The sequence below is a fragment of the Ruegeria sp. HKCCA0370 genome, from assembly GCF_013033705.1.
GTDB lineage: Bacteria > Pseudomonadota > Alphaproteobacteria > Rhodobacterales > Rhodobacteraceae > Ruegeria.
This window is the reverse complement of the sequence record NZ_WQEP01000007.1, coordinates 147,311-162,926: the sequence shown is the minus strand read 5'-3', so window position 1 is coordinate 162,926 and position 15,616 is coordinate 147,311. Positions and strand designations below refer to the sequence as shown.

19 protein-coding genes are annotated in these 15,616 nt (G+C 59.3%); 14 read left to right on the top strand and 5 right to left on the bottom strand.

Annotated elements, in window-relative coordinates; translation table 11 throughout:
• Window positions 1-100 precede the first annotated feature (100 nt).
• The 7 genes from GOW31_RS15435 (at window position 101) to GOW31_RS15405 (ending at window position 6,605) form a co-directional block, all read left to right on the top strand.
• On the top strand, window positions 101-1,804 hold the full coding sequence (locus GOW31_RS15435) for an acyl-CoA dehydrogenase (protein ID WP_171171220.1): 1,704 nt from the start codon (window positions 101-103) through the stop codon (window positions 1,802-1,804).
• Window positions 1,804-2,850, top strand: a complete 1,047-nt coding sequence (locus tag GOW31_RS15430; protein WP_171171218.1) for an MBL fold metallo-hydrolase — start codon at window positions 1,804-1,806, stop codon at window positions 2,848-2,850. Before GOW31_RS15435 ends, GOW31_RS15430 begins: the two co-directional genes overlap by 1 nt.
• A gap of 4 nt (window positions 2,851-2,854) precedes the next feature.
• Window positions 2,855-3,307 carry a DUF6173 family protein gene (locus GOW31_RS15425; RefSeq protein ID WP_170346311.1) on the top strand — a complete coding sequence of 151 codons (453 nt, stop codon included), beginning with the start codon at window positions 2,855-2,857 and terminating at the stop codon, window positions 3,305-3,307.
• Between the two features lie 56 nt (window positions 3,308-3,363).
• Window positions 3,364-5,205 carry a glycerophosphodiester phosphodiesterase gene (locus GOW31_RS15420; RefSeq protein WP_171171216.1) on the top strand — a complete coding sequence of 614 codons (1,842 nt, stop codon included), beginning with the start codon at window positions 3,364-3,366 and terminating at the stop codon, window positions 5,203-5,205.
• Window positions 5,192-5,731 (top strand): hypothetical protein, encoded by a 540-nt coding sequence (locus GOW31_RS15415; protein WP_171171214.1) that lies wholly within the window; start codon window positions 5,192-5,194, stop codon window positions 5,729-5,731. The genes GOW31_RS15420 and GOW31_RS15415 overlap by 14 nt, the downstream gene beginning before the upstream one ends.
• Before the next feature lie 89 nt (window positions 5,732-5,820).
• Window positions 5,821-5,955 carry an aa3-type cytochrome c oxidase subunit IV gene (locus GOW31_RS15410; RefSeq protein WP_050604020.1) on the top strand — a complete coding sequence of 45 codons (135 nt, stop codon included), beginning with the start codon at window positions 5,821-5,823 and terminating at the stop codon, window positions 5,953-5,955.
• Window positions 5,956-5,972: 17 nt separating this feature from the next.
• Window positions 5,973-6,605 (top strand): hypothetical protein, encoded by a 633-nt coding sequence (locus tag GOW31_RS15405; RefSeq protein WP_171171212.1) that lies wholly within the window; start codon window positions 5,973-5,975, stop codon window positions 6,603-6,605.
• Here GOW31_RS15405 and GOW31_RS15400 read toward each other — a convergent pair.
• Together GOW31_RS15400 and GOW31_RS15395 are read right to left on the bottom strand one after the other, a co-directional pair.
• A complete protein-coding gene (locus GOW31_RS15400) occupies window positions 6,594-6,926 on the bottom strand; it encodes an AzlD domain-containing protein (protein WP_152456788.1) in 333 nt (110 codons plus the stop codon). The two genes, GOW31_RS15405 and GOW31_RS15400, sit on opposite strands and share 12 nt — an antisense overlap.
• Window positions 6,923-7,639 carry an AzlC family ABC transporter permease gene (locus GOW31_RS15395; protein WP_171171210.1) on the bottom strand — a complete coding sequence of 239 codons (717 nt, stop codon included), beginning with the start codon at window positions 7,637-7,639 and terminating at the stop codon, window positions 6,923-6,925. The genes GOW31_RS15400 and GOW31_RS15395 overlap by 4 nt, the downstream gene beginning before the upstream one ends.
• Before the next feature lie 49 nt (window positions 7,640-7,688).
• On the opposite strand from GOW31_RS15395, the gene GOW31_RS15390 reads away from it, so the two are divergent.
• Genes GOW31_RS15390 through GOW31_RS15365 form a run of 6 tightly spaced genes read left to right on the top strand, consistent with a single transcriptional unit; the run spans window position 7,689 to window position 12,894 of the window.
• Window positions 7,689-8,576 (top strand): formate dehydrogenase accessory sulfurtransferase FdhD, encoded by an 888-nt coding sequence (locus GOW31_RS15390; protein ID WP_171171354.1) that lies wholly within the window; start codon window positions 7,689-7,691, stop codon window positions 8,574-8,576.
• Window positions 8,573-9,109 carry a hypothetical protein gene (locus tag GOW31_RS15385; protein WP_171171207.1) on the top strand — a complete coding sequence of 179 codons (537 nt, stop codon included), beginning with the start codon at window positions 8,573-8,575 and terminating at the stop codon, window positions 9,107-9,109. Before GOW31_RS15390 ends, GOW31_RS15385 begins: the two co-directional genes overlap by 4 nt.
• A complete protein-coding gene (gene mobA, locus GOW31_RS15380) occupies window positions 9,106-9,750 on the top strand; it encodes a molybdenum cofactor guanylyltransferase MobA (RefSeq protein ID WP_171171205.1) in 645 nt (214 codons plus the stop codon). The genes GOW31_RS15385 and mobA overlap by 4 nt, the downstream gene beginning before the upstream one ends.
• On the top strand, window positions 9,747-10,238 hold the full coding sequence (gene mobB / locus GOW31_RS15375) for a molybdopterin-guanine dinucleotide biosynthesis protein B (RefSeq protein WP_171171203.1): 492 nt from the start codon (window positions 9,747-9,749) through the stop codon (window positions 10,236-10,238). The genes mobA and mobB overlap by 4 nt, the downstream gene beginning before the upstream one ends.
• Window positions 10,239-10,258: 20 nt before the next feature.
• Entirely contained in the window at window positions 10,259-12,304 is a 2,046-nt protein-coding gene (glp, locus tag GOW31_RS15370; protein WP_171171353.1) for a gephyrin-like molybdotransferase Glp, read from the top strand.
• On the top strand, window positions 12,301-12,894 hold the full coding sequence (locus GOW31_RS15365; protein WP_367397109.1) for a GNAT family N-acetyltransferase: 594 nt from the start codon (window positions 12,301-12,303) through the stop codon (window positions 12,892-12,894). Before glp ends, GOW31_RS15365 begins: the two co-directional genes overlap by 4 nt.
• Here GOW31_RS15365 and GOW31_RS15360 read toward each other — a convergent pair.
• From GOW31_RS15360 to GOW31_RS15350, 3 genes are all read right to left on the bottom strand, one after another.
• Window positions 12,891-13,886 carry a hypothetical protein gene (locus GOW31_RS15360; RefSeq protein WP_171171202.1) on the bottom strand — a complete coding sequence of 332 codons (996 nt, stop codon included), beginning with the start codon at window positions 13,884-13,886 and terminating at the stop codon, window positions 12,891-12,893. The two genes, GOW31_RS15365 and GOW31_RS15360, sit on opposite strands and share 4 nt — an antisense overlap.
• Window positions 13,887-13,900: 14 nt before the next feature.
• Window positions 13,901-14,371: a transcription elongation factor GreA gene (greA, locus tag GOW31_RS15355; protein ID WP_170346321.1), complete on the bottom strand. Its 471-nt coding sequence runs from the start codon at window positions 14,369-14,371 to the stop codon at window positions 13,901-13,903.
• Between the two features lie 231 nt (window positions 14,372-14,602).
• A complete protein-coding gene (locus tag GOW31_RS15350; protein ID WP_171171199.1) occupies window positions 14,603-14,983 on the bottom strand; it encodes a VOC family protein in 381 nt (126 codons plus the stop codon).
• Window positions 14,984-15,069: 86 nt separating this feature from the next.
• Between GOW31_RS15350 and soxR the strand changes: the two genes are divergently transcribed.
• Window positions 15,070-15,525 (top strand): redox-sensitive transcriptional activator SoxR, encoded by a 456-nt coding sequence (gene soxR / locus GOW31_RS15345; protein WP_170346323.1) that lies wholly within the window; start codon window positions 15,070-15,072, stop codon window positions 15,523-15,525.
• Window positions 15,526-15,616: the final 91 nt, after the last annotated feature.

Here is a 15,616-nt window from a genome sequence, read left to right as displayed (position 1 = left end):
GTAAGGTACGTAATCGGTTCAGGCCCACACGCTTACCGGCGCTTGCATTTGATTCCAAGCCCGCCGATGTATTCTGATCCGTTAGACCCCGAGAGAAATCATGCCATATCGCGCCCCAATCTCAGATTATCAATTTCTGCTGCACCATGTCGTCGGGTTCGACCAGGTCGCCGCCACCGAGACTTTTGCAGATGCCAGCGCCGATGTCGTCACGGCCATCCTGACCGAAGCCGCCAAGATGAGCGAAGAGGTTCTGGCCCCGTTGCAGCGTGCCGGTGATCTGGAACCGGCGCGGCTTGAGAATGGCGTGCTCCGCAGCTCTCCGGGTTATGCCGATGGCTGGAAGGCGATTGCCGAAGGCGGGTGGATCGGGATCAGCGCTGATCCCCAATTTGGCGGAATGGGCCTGCCGATGGCTGTCACCACTGCCGTGAACGAGATGATGAGCGCCGCTTGCCTGTCGCTGCAACTTGCTCCGCTGATGGCGCAGGGCCAGATCGAGGCGTTGGAACACCACGCCAGCGACGAATTGAAGTCACTGTATCTGCCCAAAATGATTTCGGGTGAATGGTCTGCTACCATGAACCTGACCGAAGCTCAGGCCGGATCGGATGTGGGTGCGCTGACCTCGAAGGCTGAGCCAAATGGTGATGGCACATACTCGGTGACCGGGCAGAAGATCTTCATCTCCTGGGGCGACAACGACTTTGCTGAAAATGTCTGCCATCTGGTTCTGGCCCGTCTGCCGGACGGTGTGCCCGGCACCAAGGGCATTTCCTTGTTTTTGGTGCCGAAATACATCCCCGATGCGGATGGCAATCCCGGCGTGGCCAACGACCTGAAGGTTGTTTCCGTCGAACACAAGTTGGGCCTGCATGGCTCACCCACCTGCGTGATGCAATATGACGGCGCCAAAGGATGGCTTGTGGGTAAGGAACATGGTGGTATGGCGGCCATGTTCACCATGATGAACAACGCCCGCCTGGGCGTGGGTGGCCAAGGTGTGGGCGTTGCAGAAGGCGCCTATCAGCACGCTTTGGCCTATGCGCTGGAACGCAAGCAGGGCAGGACGCCTTCTGGTACGATCATCGATCATGCGGATGTGCGTCGCATGATCATGGATATGCGCGCCGATATCTTTGCAGCTCGGGCGATTCTTCTGGCCAACGCGACCGCGATTGACATGGCGAAAGCCACCGGCGACGCCGATTGGGCCGCGCGGGCCGCGTTGTTGACGCCAATCGGCAAGAACTTTGGGGCCCGGACCGGGATACGCGTGGCCGAAACCGGCGTACAGGTGCATGGCGGCATGGGCTTTGTCGAAGAAACAGGTGCGGCGCAATATTCCCGCGATGTTCGCGTGACCGCGATTTACGAGGGAACCGACGGCATTCAGGCCATGGACCTTGTTGCGCGCAAAATGATGGACGGGGGCGAGGCGGCGTCGAACCTTCTGGACGAGATCGAAGAACAGGCCGAGCACGCGCGTACGACGATGCCCGATCTGGCCGGTGCAGTGTGGGAGGCAACAGAAACCCTGCGCGAGGCAACCGAATGGTTGGTGGCGCAAGACGACATGAACGACCGATTTGCAGGCGCAACGGCCTATCTTCAGGCGTTTGCCCGGGTTCTTGGCGGGCATTATCACCTGTCCGCGGCTCTGGCTGATCCGGAAGGACCACGGGCCAAATTGGCGCGCTACTACATCAACGCCTTGTTGCCCGAGCATTCCGGGCTTCTGGCGCGGGTGCAAAGCGGCGCGGATGACCTCTTTTCGCTCAGCCCCGATGAGTTGGCGGCGTGATGGACGGGGATCGCGTATCGGGGATCAGATATCCGTGGGCGGAACCGCCCGCGCCGGGTGAAGCCGTCGAGGTTGCCGAGGGTGTACTGTGGATGCGCCTGCCTCTTCCGATGGCGCTGGATCACGTCAATATCTACGCGCTGGACGATGGTGAAGGTTGGACGGTGATTGACACCGGGCTGTCGTCGAACAAGACGCGGCGTATCTGGGAAACCCTGATGGGCGGGCCTTTGAAAGGCAAACCGATCACCCGTGTGGTGGTGACGCATCATCATCCTGACCATGTCGGCAATGCCGGGTGGTTTCAGTCGGAACACGGGGCCGAGCTGGTCACAAGCCGCACCTCATGGCTGTTCGCGCGGATGCTGACACTGGATGTGCAAGAGACATGGCCGCAGGAAACGCTTGATTTCTATCGCAGCGCCGGCATGGCACCCGAGGTTCTGAATGCGCGGATGAAGGATCGTCCGTTCAACTTTGCCGACACGGTTTACCCCATGCCGCTGGGCTTTGCCCGGATCAAGCAGGGCGACGTGATCCGAATGGGAGGGCGCGACTGGGATGTGCATATGGGCAATGGCCACGCGCCGGAACACGCCACTTTCTGGAGCCGTGACGACAATCTGGTGTTGAGCGGCGATCAGATTCTCAGCTCGATCAGTCCCAATCTGGGCGTCTATGCCACGGAACCGATGGCCGATCCGGTTTCAGCGTGGCTGGAAGCTTGCGAGCGGTTGCAGACGCTTGCTCGGCCCGATCATCTGGTTCTGGGCGGGCACAAGCTGCCGTTTTCGGGCCTGCCGCTGAGGATGAAACAGCTGATCGACAACCATCACGGCGCGTTGGACCGCCTGTTGAAGCATCTGGATCAACCCAGAGCGGCCGCAGATTGTTTTCTGCCACTGTTCAAACGCACGATCCGCGAAGGCGAATATGGGCTTGCGCTGGTTGAGGCGGTTGCGCATGTGAATCATCTCTACCACATTGGTGCGGTAACCCGGACGCAACGCGCTGACGGGGCATGGCTGTATCAGCGCAAAGGGTAGAAGAATGCAGGACCAGATCGAAACCTCGGCCGAGGCCGCCGAAGCCGCCGCTTTGCCGCGGTGTCACGAGGTGCACGCGGATCCCAATGCCGAATCCGGAGCCAAGGACCTGCCCGAGGGGTTGAAGAAGCCTGTTGCCAACAAAAGCCCGGCGCAATGGGCTTACGAGCGTCTGATCATGTATATCCAGAACTTTGAAAAGACTCTGGACGGCGATCACGAAGTCGCCATGGGCTTTACCGGCGGCGATGCCGGCGTCATGCGGATCGAAGGGATGGGGTATTTCGACCCCGACATGATCACTTTTTACGGATCTGACGGAACCGGGGCCCGCACGCAATTGGTGCAGCATGTCAGCCAGTTGAACGTGATGCTGCGCGCCCTGCCCAAATCGGTCGAGGACAAACCCGCCAACCGCATCGGTTTCCGTCTGGCGGCGGATCTGGAAGACAGCTGACTTGCAATTCACGCTTGCGCGCCTTTGAATGACTGCATCAGTCCGGAGGCGCCCACGTGACAAGATTTTTTCAAGCAGTAACACATGCCTATGCAGGTGCCTGGGAACGGCGCCGGGTCTTCGTGCCAATTTATATCGCTGTGCGCTTGCTGCTGGTGGCGCTGATCGCGCCGGGTGTGGCTGTGGCTGTCAATCTGGCGGTCTCTCTGTCAAATCAGACCGCTCTGACCGATCAGGACATTGCGATGTTCCTGCTGTCTCCGGCAGGGTTCATCGCGGGTGTTGCGGTGCTCAGTCTGTTCTTGCTGGCCGAGGTGCTTGTGTTCGCGGTCATGGCCGGGTCCTTGCGTATGGGAGAAAATGACCCCTGGCGCGCAGGCAGCGCGGCACTGGCACTGAACCTGTCCCGCTTTCCGGCGCTGTTCGGATTTGCCGTTCGGTTCATCCTGCGCGTTCTGCTGCTCGCCTTGCCGTTTGTGGCCATCGCGGGGTTGATCGCATGGTGGACGCTGACGGAATATGACATCAATTATTACCTGACATTCCACCCTCCGGCCTTTCAGGTGGCAGTGGTTCTGATCGGACTTGTCGTTCTTGCGTTGGCATGGGTGTTGATCCGCCGACTGTCGGGATGGGCGCTGGCGTTGCATCTGGTCCTGTTCGAGGGGGCCTCACCACGCGGAGCATTCGCGAAAAGCGAACAAAAGATGGAAGGCAAGCGCGGGCGTTTGAAGATCGAGCTTGCCCTTTGGCTGGGACTGCGGCTTGTGATTGCGGCTCTGATTGCGGCGGTGGCCGGTCTGTTGTTTGTGGTTGTGCCCTTGCAGGAAGGCGGCAACCTCAGACTGGCATTGATCTTCAGCCTGGTCATTGCGGGGCTTTGGTCCCTGGCAGGGTTGGTTCTGGCGGCCACGGCGCTGGGCGCATTGGCGGTCTTGCTGGACGGTTTCTTTGAAGCTGAGACCAAGGACGTTCCCCATCCCGAACCCCGAAGGATCCGCGTGCCGGTTCTTGTCACTGTCGCGGCGGCCTTGGCCGCGTTGGGCGTTGGCTTCTGGCTTGGGCAAAGCTTGCTGGAACGCGTGCAGGCGCCGGATCAAGCCGAGGTCATCGGCCATAGGGGCGCTGCGGCTTTGCGACCTGAAAACACAATGGCCTCGGTCCTGAAAGCGATCGAGGATGGTGCGGACTGGGTTGAGATAGACGTTCAGGAAACGGCGGATGATGTGGTTGTCGTGGCCCATGACAGCGATTTCATGAAGTTGGCCGGCGTCAACCTGAAGGTCTGGGATGCGACGATGCAGGATGTTGCTGATATCGACATTGGAAGCTGGTTCGGACCGGAATACGCCGCAGAGCGGACCCCGACCCTGCGAGAAGTACTGGAAGCGGCCAAGGGTAAGTCGAAGGTTCTTATCGAGCTGAAATATTATGGTCACGACGTCGATCTGGAAAATCGGGTGATCGGCCTTGTCGAAGAGCTTGGGATGCAGAACGACGTTGCCACCATGTCGCTGAAATACCCGGCCGTGCAAAAGATGGAAAAGTTGCGGCCCGATTGGCGCTCTGGTGTGCTGGCGGCCACGGCCATTGGGGATCTGTCGGGGTTGGAAGGTGAATTTGTCGCCGTCAATGCAGCCATGGTTACACCCGGGCTGATCCGCAAAGTGCAGGACGCTGGTAAGGATATCTATGTCTGGACGGTGAATGATCCGTTGCAGATGTCCAGGATGGCCTCGATGGGTGTGGATGGTTTGATTACCGACCGCCCGGCCATGGCCAATGAGGTTTTACGCGTCCGCGCTGAAATGGGGCCGGGCGAGCGGCTGTTGCTGTGGCTGGCAACCACCTTTGGATTGCAGGTCGATACAGAGGCGATGCGCGATGAAAGTCCTTAACATGGCGCTGTTTCTGTCTCTGCTGGCACTGTCGGCATGGGCACAGGATCTGATGCGCGGATTTGAAATGCCGGGCCACCGCGCCCTGATCGAGCAAAGCAAGGACGCCGAACTGACGTCGTTTGAAACCGATGGCTGTTCAGGCGGGTTGTCAGCCAGTTGGCGCTGGGTGGCAAAGCAATTCCCACAGGTTGGCGCGCTATATCAAGAACACCCGCCGTGGGAGTACTGCTGCGTCATCCACGACCGGGCATATCACAATGCTGGCGGTGCAGAGACAGCTAACGAAAGCTATGAGGCACGTCTGGCAGCGGATGACGCCTTGCACGCCTGTGTGGTGCAGCACGGAGACAACCATGCCGAGGACTATGCCGACCAGTACGACATGTCGCCTGAACAGATTCGCAGCGTGCACGCGATCACTGCGGATGCAATGTACGGGGCGGTGCGATTCGGTGGCGGGCCGTGCAGCGGCCTGCCCTGGCGGTGGGGGTTCGGGTATCCCGGTTGTTCGGTCCTCAAGTAACAGCGTCCTGCGCGCGAATGACGTGGTGACAGGCGTTCTGTTTTCCATTATCCAACAGATCAAACACGCGAATTGGGAATCTGAGACTCATGGCTGAACACAAGCACGGCGAAATGGACATCACGGTCCAAACCAAGACATTCAACGGTTTCATCAAGGCCACCACGTGGTGTGTGGTCGCCATTGCCTTCCTGTGCCTGTTCCTGGCGGTTTTCGCCTCCTAATCGTTTCGGGGGCTGACTTGTTCAGGATATTGATTGCCTGCTTGCTGGCAGCGACAGTGGCGGGCTGCGCCAATTCGAACCGTCCACAGGCGGATCGGAACGAGATCGTGTCCCGGTCCTACCGTGATCCGGGGCCAGCGACCCTGACGCTGTACACAATGATCAATACACGCACCGGATCGGGCGCGCATACGTCGCTGATGATCTCGGGCAGCGAGCGGGTGATCTTTGACCCTGCCGGTTCGTTCCGGGCGGATGTGGTTCCGGTGAAGGATGATGTGCTTTACGGCATTACCCCTGCGGTCGAACGAGCTTATCGCAGCTCGCACGCGCGCGAGACGCATTATGCCCGCATACAGACCATTCAGGTGAGCCCGCAACAGGCTGAAATCGCCTTGCAACTGGCAAAGCAATCCGGTCCGGTCGCTGGCGCATTCTGTACCAACTCGACTTCTCAACTGTTGAAGCAGGTGCCGGGGTTCGAGCAGATTGATGTGACGTTCTATCCGGTTAACCTGTCGGAACAGTTTGCGCAGATTCCGGGCGTCGTGACCGAAGAATATCGGGAAAATGACGATGCGGATCTGCAAAAGGGTTTGGCGGCAAACAATGCGCGTCTCAACCAGCTCGACGCTGTCTCAACTCAGTAGATAAAGCAGACCATAGAGCGTGGCGGCCCCGGAAAAGATGGCCGCTATCACGTTTTTGCTGATCACTCCGACCGCCAGGGCAACGGCTGCCGCCGACATACGTGGCAGATCAGGCTGCCCTTCGGTGGCAGAGGGCCAAACGACCAGCGGTGCGATCAATGCGGGAAGGATGGCCACCGCTGTATATCGCAGGTGACGCAGCAGCCAAGGCGGCATCGGGCGATCACCCACAAAACCGATAAAGACAAAGCGCAGCGCATAGCTGCCGATGGCAAGCCCGATGATAATGGTCCAGATGGTGACGGAATCGGGCTGTGTCATTGTCGCGCCTTTCTGCGTTCGAGGATCAATTCCGCCTGTGCTCCGGCAACCATTCCAGCGCATCCGGCGATCAACAGACCCAGATTGAACGGGATTACGACGGTCAACAACGATACCGCGATGGCCACAAGGGCCGCGACCACATGTGCAAAGGTCCGCATCATCGGCCCTATCATGGCCAGAAAGGTGATAGGCAGGGCAAAATCCAGCGCCCAGCTTTCCGGTATTTGCGCACCCAGCACTGCGCCTAGATAAGTGCTCAGAATCCAAAGCGGTGTGATCGGCGTGACAGAGCCCACGAAATAGGCCATGCGTTGTGGCACTGACAGGTCGGGCTCTTTCTCGAACCGCACGATCGAGCAGGCATAAGATTGATCCACGGTCAGATATGCCGCAAAGGCACGCTGCCACATGGGCGCGGAACCCAGGTAAGGTGTCAGTGATGCGGAATACATCGCCATACGCAGATTCACGGCCAGCGCCGAGATTATGATAATCACGGTCGGGGTGTTGTCCTGCAACAATTGCAACGCCGCGAATTGCGCGGCACCTGCAAAAACGGTCGATGTAAAGGCCATCGTCTGGACAAGGGTCAGCCCGGCTTCGGTCGCAAAAACACCAAACAGAAGGCCAAAGGGCACGGCGACGAAGATAAACGGCGTCCCGTCCCGAAAACCTTTCCAGAAGTATGACTTGGATGTGGCAGAGGCCATGGCTAAATCCTATGGTAATTCATGCAGCAGTAACTGTCTTGGGAAGGGGTTGCAATTGGCCACGGAATTCGATCTGTCGGACTATCTTATCGCCCCTGATCCGGGTGCGATGCGCCTGACCCGAGCGGTTGAGGGTGTGGACCAGAACGGTGAAATCAGCCAGATATCTGTGGTCGAGGAACGCCCGCTGACGATCTTCCTCAACTCGCAGGAAATCGTGACGGCGATGACGATTGGCGATTATCCCGAATATCTTGCGCTGGGCTTTCTGCGCAATCAGGGGATGCTGCTGTCGGATGACGAAATCACGCGCGTGGAATATGACGACGATCTTGAAACCGTGATCGTCCGAACCGCGCGCGAAACATCGTATGAGGACAAGCTGAAGAAAAAGACCCGCACCAGCGGGTGTGCCGTGGGTACTGTGTTTGGCGACATGATGGAGGGGCTAGAAGACGTGCAGCTACCGCAGGTTCAGGTGCGCACCTCGTGGCTGTATGATCTGGCCTCGAAGATCAACCGCACTCCGTCGCTGTACCTCGAAGCCGGAGCGATTCACGGCACGGTCCTGTGCCGTGAAAACCGCCCGCTGGTCTATATGGAGGACGTGGGCCGTCATAATGCCGTCGACAAGATTGCTGGCTGGATGTCGTCCGAGAATGAGGCGGCGGAGGACAAGATCCTCTATACCACCGGTCGCCTGACATCCGAGATGGTGATCAAAACGGCGATGATGGGAATCCCCGTTTTGGCCTCCCGCTCGGGCTTCACCGCCTGGGGCGTCGAGATCGCGCGCGAGGTCGGGCTGACGCTGATCGGGCGGATGCGCGGCCAGCGCTTTGTCTGCCTGTCGGGTGAGGATCGCCTGCTGCGCGACGTGGACCCGTCAACCGTTGCTGTCGAAGACAGGAAACACCGCCGGAAAAGTGCAGGATGATTTTGGAAACCCTTAGACTTTTTTTCCTGTTTGTCGTTGCAGTCAGTATCTTGCCGCTGAGCATTCTTGCTGCGCGAAACTACGCACGCAGCAAACGGGCAATCGTAGAGGGCATGGCACGGTTGGACGAAGAAACTCTGGATCGATTGGGATGGGAAGCAAGAGACTATATCGGCACATTTGACCTGTTTGCCCCATTCCGGATGGGGTGGGCGGCTTGGGGATTGGCGGTGCAAAAACAAAGCGCTGTATTGCAACGTATCCTCCTTCAAGGTTTACCGGACTCAGTTGTATTACCCGACGAGATCCGACGATCACTCCGCAGGTATCGGTGCTATTTCTGGTCGTTTTTCGCGCCAGTGGCGGTTTTGGTGCTCTTTTTCGCTTTCATTCGCTTGAGCCATGTCTTGGCCGGTTTTTCCGGACTTCCTTTGAGCCTGTGTTTCATCTTGCTGGGTGCGGGCAACGGGGTTTGGATTTTCACACCGCTGGAGAAATTTCGAAAATGGCCGGACATCGAGGATCCATCATGACCAAACCGCTTGGCGTCATTCTCGCAGGCGGGCAGGCCACCCGTATGGGCGGCGGCGACAAGGGCCTGTTGCAGATCGGGGGGCAGAGCCTGCTGTCTCATGTGATCAATCGGCTTGCGCCACAGGTCGATGGGCTGGCGCTGAACGCGAATGGCGACCCTGAGCGCTTCGCTGATCTGGGCCTGCCCGTCCTGCCTGACACGATCGAAGGGTTCGCCGGGCCTCTGGCCGGTGTGCTGGCCGGGCTCGACTGGGCGGCAGAGCAGGGGGCGGACAGCATCGTGACAGCTGCCGCGGATACGCCATTTTTCCCGCGCGATCTGGTTACGCGACTGACGCAGGCTGCGGAAGGGCAGGTACACCCGTTGGTCTTGGCCACCACGCCGCGTTCGGGCGACGAGGCGCTGAAATCCGGTGGCGGCAAGCGAGTCAACCGACACCCGACATTCGGGCTTTGGCCCGTGGCGCTGCGCGATGATCTGCGGGCGGCGCTGATGGACGGGTTGCGCAAGGTGGTGTTGTGGACTGACAAACATGACGGGCGCGAGGCTATGTTCAGCGCCGACCCGTTTGATCCGTTCTTCAACGTCAACACGCCCGAAGATCTGGATCGTGCCCGAACATTGCTGGAGCAGGCATGAGGGTCTTCGGCGTCACGGGCTGGAAGAATGCCGGCAAAACCGGGCTGATGGAACGGCTGGTGGCCGAGATCACAGGCCGGGGCTTTACGGTCTCTACGGTCAAGCACGCGCATCACAGTGTCGATGTGGATCAGCCGGGCACCGACAGTCACCGGCACCGCGTTGCGGGGGCTAGCGAGGTGCTGCTTGCCTCGGGGCAACGCATTGCTTTGATGCAGGAATTGCGGGGCGCGCCTGAACCGCCGCTAGCCGAGCTGTTGGCGCGGCTCTCGCCGGTCGATCTGGTGCTAATCGAGGGCTTCAAGCGCAAGGACCACCCCAAGATCGAAGCGTATCGCGTTGAGGCTGGCCATGCGCTGATGGCACCTGAAAATGCCACCATCCGCGCGGTGGCCAGCGACACTCCGCTGGACTTGGACCGCCCGGTCTATGATCTGGATGATAGTGCCGGGATTGCTGACTTCATCCTGAAAGAGGTCGGTTTGTGAGCCTGTTCCAGACCTTTGCAATGGTGGATTGGTCTGGCGGAAACGACACCGGGCCGACCCCGCGCAAGGATGCGATCTGGGCTTGCATTGTACGAAACGGAAAAGCGCTTGACCCCGAATACCTGCGTAACAGGCTGATAGCCGAGCAGAGGTTGGATGCTCTGATCCGCGCCGAACTTAAGGCCGGTCGCCGTCTGCTTCTTGGGTTCGATTTTCCTTTTGGATATCCTTGCGGCTTCGCACGGGCGATGACCGGAACGGACGATCCGCTGGTGTTGTGGGATTGGTTCGACCAACATGTCGAGGATTCCCCGAAGGCCAACAACCGCTTTGATCTGGCGGGTCGGATCAACCTTCAGTTTGGCGGCCGTGGTCCGTTCTGGATGAATGGATTGCGCCGAGATATTCACGGCCTGCCGCGTACCAAAACAGGCTATTCCAACCCGTTCCCGAACCGTCGCGCCGTTGAGACTCTGGCAAAAGGAAGCTTCACCTGCTGGCAGATGGCAGGGGCAGGCGCAGTTGGCGGCCAAATCATGATGGGGCTGCCGATTCTGAACCGGCTTCGCCATCGGTTTGCCGGGCAAATTTCGGTCTGGCCGTTCGAGCTGCTGGATAAACCTGTCGCCTTCGTGGAAATCTGGCCGTCTTTAACCCTTGGCGCTGCACCGGATGGGCGGATCAAGGATGCCTGGCAGGTTGAACAGGTCGCCTTGACTCTGTCGCGTTTGACAGAGCAGGAGTTGGATGCGCAATTGAACGTCTCAGCGGCAGAGGAAGGTTGGATATTGGGTGTGCCTCAGGACAAGCCGAACATAACCCCGCCCCCGTTGCGGAACGATTGTTTCGCGTTGCCCGCCGGGGTCAACTGGACACCGGTGGATGAGGCGCTGGCCTGTTTGCGTGACAGGCTGCACCCGATTACCGCATCTGAGACGATGGCGCTGACCAAGGCATGCGGGCGCGTTCTGGCTGGGGATGTAGTCGCCCGACGTTCGAACCCGCCGCAACCGAATACGGCCGTGGATGGGTACGGGTTTGCCGGTCCCGTCGCTGATGGCCCGCAGATCATGCCATTGATTGACGGGCGCGCGGCGGCAGGGATCCCGTTCGACGGTGACGTGCCTGAAGGTCGGGCCTTGCGCGTGCTGACGGGGGCGGCGCTGCCTGCCGGTGTCGATACGGTCATTCTGGAAGAGGATGTCACGGTCAAGGACGGCCACATAGCCTTCCTCGGTCCGCTGAAAAAAGGCGCCAACACACGGCGCGCGGGAGAAGATGTGGCCGCAGGCGATGTCGCCCTTGCTGCCGGGCGCAGGCTGACCCCTGCCGATCTTGCGCTGCTGTCTGCCGTGGGGATTGCCGAAGTCAACGTGCGCAAACCGCTTCGCGTGGCCGTGGTCTCTACGGGTGATGAATTGGTCGAAGCCGGAGAGAGCGCTGGTCCGGGTCAGATTTTCGACGCCAATCGCCCGATGCTGCTGTCATTGATCGAACGTATGGGGTTCGTACCCGTGGATATGGGGCGTGTTTCGGATGATCGGGACGCCTTGCGGAATCGATTGGATCAGGCCGCGGAACAGGCGGATGTGATTTTGACCAGTGGTGGCGCGTCAGCGGGTGACGAAGACCATGTTTCGGCGCTGTTGCGTCAGGCCGGAGCGATGCAGCACTGGCGCATTGCGTTGAAACCCGGGCGGCCGCTGGCTTTGGGTTTGTGGTCTGGCGTGCCGGTGTTTGGCCTGCCCGGAAATCCGGTTGCCGCCATGGTCTGTACATTGATTTTCGCGCGTCCGGCTTTGGGGCTGATGTCCGGCGAAGGCTGGGCTGAACCGCTAGGTTTCGAAGTGCCTGCCGCCTTTGAAAAGCGCAAGAAGCCCGGTCGCCGGGAATATCTGCGAGCAAGAATGCGGGATGGGCGGGCCGAGGTTTTCCACTCGGAAGGATCAGGCCGGATCAGTGGCCTCAGCTGGGCTGAAGGGTTGGTCGAAATCGAGGACGGTGCGCGCCATGTCAAACCGGGCGATATGGTCCGGTTCCTTCCGTATGGAAGTTTCGGGTTGTGACGGTCACGATTTCAAGAGGGTTCGCCAATCAGGAACGCGCGCAAACGGCGGCACTGTTCTGGCAGGCATTTGCGGCAAAACTGGGCAAAGTCATGGGGCCGGACGAAAAAGGATTGGCTTTCTTTGAAATCGCATTGAACCCGGATTTCGCGCTGGTTGCACGGGATAAAACGGGCCGGATACTGGGTCTGGCAGGTTTCAAGACACGTGACGGCTCTTTTGCGGGGGGCAATATGTCTGGTCTGGCGCAGGTCTATGGTTGGTTCGGGGCGACCTGGCGCGCGTCGGTTCTGAGCGTGCTGGAGCGCGAATTGAAACCGGGCGTGTTCCAGATGGATGGTATTTTTGTCGCTGCCGAGGCGCGCGGCAAAGGAGTGGGCACGGCATTGCTGAATGCCATCAAGTCCGAGGCCCGCAACCGCAACATGTCAGAGGTTCAGCTTGATGTCATCGACACGAACCCCCGCGCCCGCAGCCTTTACGAGCGCGAGGGATTCCAGCCCATGGGTCAAGAAAAAACCGGACCGCTGAAGTATCTGTTCAATTTCAGCAGCGCGACCAAAATGTCGTGGATTGTCGGGCCGGATTAATCAAACGTGCCCGCCACGCGACCCAGCAACATGAACGCGCGGGCCGTTCGGGTTTCACCCAGTTCACTCAGTTCCGCATCGCTTGCCGTGGGTTCGAACTCGGCCATCATCTTGTCAAACCGACGCAGGAAATGGTGCGCGGCGTCGCGGAAAATCGGATCCTGTTTCATCCGGGCTGCCGTCAGCGCAAGTGAGGATCTGTCGCGCACGCCCCCCAGCGCCGCCACGGCGCGCCCGCGTGTGCCCTGGGCGAACTGGCGCCAGATTTCTGGCCGGGCCTTGTCGGGCCGCAGGTCATCCATGTAGATGCCTTCCTGGCTGAGCAGCGTCAGAACATCCTGCGAAGCTTGCACAAGCTGTGCCGTCTTGCGGTCCTTCAATGCAACACGCAGCGCATTGAACCCCTCGGTGTCATCCTGCGTTTCGGGGAAGTTCAGGGCGCGGATGAATACCTCGGTACTCAGCGGCGGTGTGATCTCTTCCGCAGGTGTGCCCAGTTCCAACGAGGTCTGGTCGCCCTGAGCGGAAGACTGCGCGGCCATGGCAGAGCGCGCCGTGCGTTTGGTCGAGAACGTTGCCAGGGCGTCTTCGGTTTTCCGTGTGGCCGCAGCGATTTCATCCAGCTTTTTGGTCACCGCAGGTTCATAGGTGCTGGAGGCGCGCTGCTGCTGCGCCACATAGGCCTGCCGGATCGCGTCGATTGCCGTTTGCAACCGCGCACTTTCCTCTCGCATCACCCGGCTGGCGCGCATCGCGGTGGCCGCAACCCAGATCATCGCCACGGGCATGAACACGGCCAGAAAGGCGACGACAAAGCCGCCGTTCTGCCCCTGACCGGGCAGCACGAGAAAGACGACCGACACCACCAGCCAGATCAGGCTGAGCACCAGTGCCGCAATCTCGATTTCGGTGACAGCCGGAGTTTTCGGGCGATCATAGATGCCCAGCGACGTCGGCTTTTCGGTTTCCGGGTCAGGTTTTGGCCCCGACATTACATGCGCTCCGGTCAGGCGTACTCGATACTCAGGATTTCGTAAGAGCGCACGCCGCCGGGTGTGCGCACTTCGACACTGTCCCCTTCATCTTTGCCGATCAGGGCGCGGGCGATGGGGGATTTGATGTTCAGCAGGCCGTTTTCGATATTGGCCTCGTATTCACCGACGATCTGCCAGGTCTTTTCTTCATCGGTATCTTCGTCGACCAATGTGACTTTTGCGCCAAATTTGACCGCACCCGACAATTTTGCCGGGTCGATGACATCAGCCAGCGACAGAATACCTTCCAGTTCCTTGATGCGACCTTCGATGAAGCCCTGTTTTTCACGGGCAGAATGATATTCGGCGTTTTCCTTCAGGTCGCCCAGCTCGCGCGCCGAGGCGATGGCTTCGATGATCGCCGGGCGTTCAACGGATTTGAGGTTCTTCAGCTCAGCCTCGAGCGCGGCATTGCCCGCAGGCGTCATCGGGATCTTTTCCATACTCTCTACGTCCACGCATAAATTGAGTCGCCCCGCCGCACAGGAGCGTCGGGGCGAATGTTAGATTGGCAGTTACCTGACCCAAATGCCACGTGAATTGCAAGAGGTGACAGCGTCAGCAGCGATCAATTCGCGACTTCGCGCCGTTTTGATTTGGGGTGGGGCCTGTGCCGATGATCGGGATGCCGCGACCTGCGCCAACGCTGTGATGGGGTGCAAAGCCAAATCATCTCAATCATATTGCACCACTTCGAATTCGATCCCGTTGTCATCACGGAAATAGAACCGGCGCCCTGGTTCGTAATCGGCATGGTTGTGGGGCTCGAATCCTGCCTTGCGAACCTTGTCTTCGGTGGCATCGATGTCTTCGACCAGAACACCCACGTGGTTCAGTCCGCCGATTACATCATAGCTGCTTTCATCCGACAGCTTCGGGTCGTCAGGTTTGTACAGTGCCAGATATGTATGGGCCGAACCGACATGCACGGTGTATCCGCCGGCAATTGCGGGGCCTTCCCAACGGGTTTTCCAGCCAAAGACCTTTTGCATCCAATCGGCCGAGGCCTTCGGGTCACGGACAGTGAAATTGGTGTGTTCAAGCGTCGCCATCATTGGATCTCCTGTGTTTTTTGGCTTGTCCCGACTCAGCGTAATTTCTAAACCTAACTTTAGGTCAAGGTATTTCTCGTGAGGGTTTGATGGCGGTATCAGAGGGGCTGGCGATTGGCGCATTGGCCCGGCGCACAGGTCTGGCCGTTTCGGCCATCCGGTACTACGAAGCGCAGGGTTTGATTTCGCCCTGGCGCAACGCGGGCGGGCAGCGACGTTACCAACGGGCCGATATTCGGCGGCTGAGTTTTGTGATGATTGCGCAGCAGTTCGGCCTGACCCTGCCTGAAATCCGGCAGGTGTTGTCGGGCCTGCCCGGAAACCGCACGCCGACGCCTCAGGACTGGAAGGCGATCAGCGTACAGCTGAGGGCCCATCTGGATCAGCGAATCGATACCCTGACGCGGTTGCGCGACAATCTGGATGGCTGCATCGGATGCGGGTGCCTGAGCCTGCCGAAATGTGCGCTTTACAACCCCGATGACCGGGCAAAATCGCATGGTAGCGGTCCCAGATACCTGATGGGGGACACACCGGAAGGTTGATGTGTCGAATAGCGCCCTTGTTACGCCGTGTTTCGATTGACCAATGTCTTTCCGACCATGTAATCAGCCGTGAAACAAAATTGCGCAGATC

Excerpts from the sequence above, each read along its gene's own strand:
- GOW31_RS15385 (WP_171171207.1), top strand. The coding sequence starts at position 8,573 with ATGATTTTGGAAACCCTTAGACTTTTTTTCCTGTTTGTCGTTGCAGTC.
- mobB (WP_171171203.1), top strand. The coding sequence starts at position 9,747 with ATGAGGGTCTTCGGCGTCACGGGCTGGAAGAATGCCGGCAAAACCGGG.
- greA (WP_170346321.1), bottom strand. The coding sequence starts at position 14,371 with ATGGAAAAGATCCCGATGACGCCTGCGGGCAATGCCGCGCTCGAGGCT.
- GOW31_RS15410 (WP_050604020.1), top strand. The coding sequence starts at position 5,821 with ATGGCTGAACACAAGCACGGCGAAATGGACATCACGGTCCAAACCAAG.
- GOW31_RS15350 (WP_171171199.1), bottom strand. The coding sequence starts at position 14,983 with ATGATGGCGACGCTTGAACACACCAATTTCACTGTCCGTGACCCGAAG.
- mobA (WP_171171205.1), top strand. The coding sequence starts at position 9,106 with ATGACCAAACCGCTTGGCGTCATTCTCGCAGGCGGGCAGGCCACCCGT.
- soxR (WP_170346323.1), top strand. The coding sequence starts at position 15,070 with ATGGCGGTATCAGAGGGGCTGGCGATTGGCGCATTGGCCCGGCGCACA.
- GOW31_RS15395 (WP_171171210.1), bottom strand. The coding sequence starts at position 7,639 with ATGGCCTCTGCCACATCCAAGTCATACTTCTGGAAAGGTTTTCGGGAC.
- GOW31_RS15400 (WP_152456788.1), bottom strand. The coding sequence starts at position 6,926 with ATGACACAGCCCGATTCCGTCACCATCTGGACCATTATCATCGGGCTT.
- GOW31_RS15435 (WP_171171220.1), top strand. The coding sequence starts at position 101 with ATGCCATATCGCGCCCCAATCTCAGATTATCAATTTCTGCTGCACCAT.
- GOW31_RS15360 (WP_171171202.1), bottom strand. The coding sequence starts at position 13,886 with ATGTCGGGGCCAAAACCTGACCCGGAAACCGAAAAGCCGACGTCGCTG.
- GOW31_RS15415 (WP_171171214.1), top strand. The coding sequence starts at position 5,192 with ATGAAAGTCCTTAACATGGCGCTGTTTCTGTCTCTGCTGGCACTGTCG.
- GOW31_RS15425 (WP_170346311.1), top strand. The coding sequence starts at position 2,855 with ATGCAGGACCAGATCGAAACCTCGGCCGAGGCCGCCGAAGCCGCCGCT.
- glp (WP_171171353.1), top strand. The coding sequence starts at position 10,259 with ATGGTGGATTGGTCTGGCGGAAACGACACCGGGCCGACCCCGCGCAAG.
- GOW31_RS15430 (WP_171171218.1), top strand. The coding sequence starts at position 1,804 with ATGGACGGGGATCGCGTATCGGGGATCAGATATCCGTGGGCGGAACCG.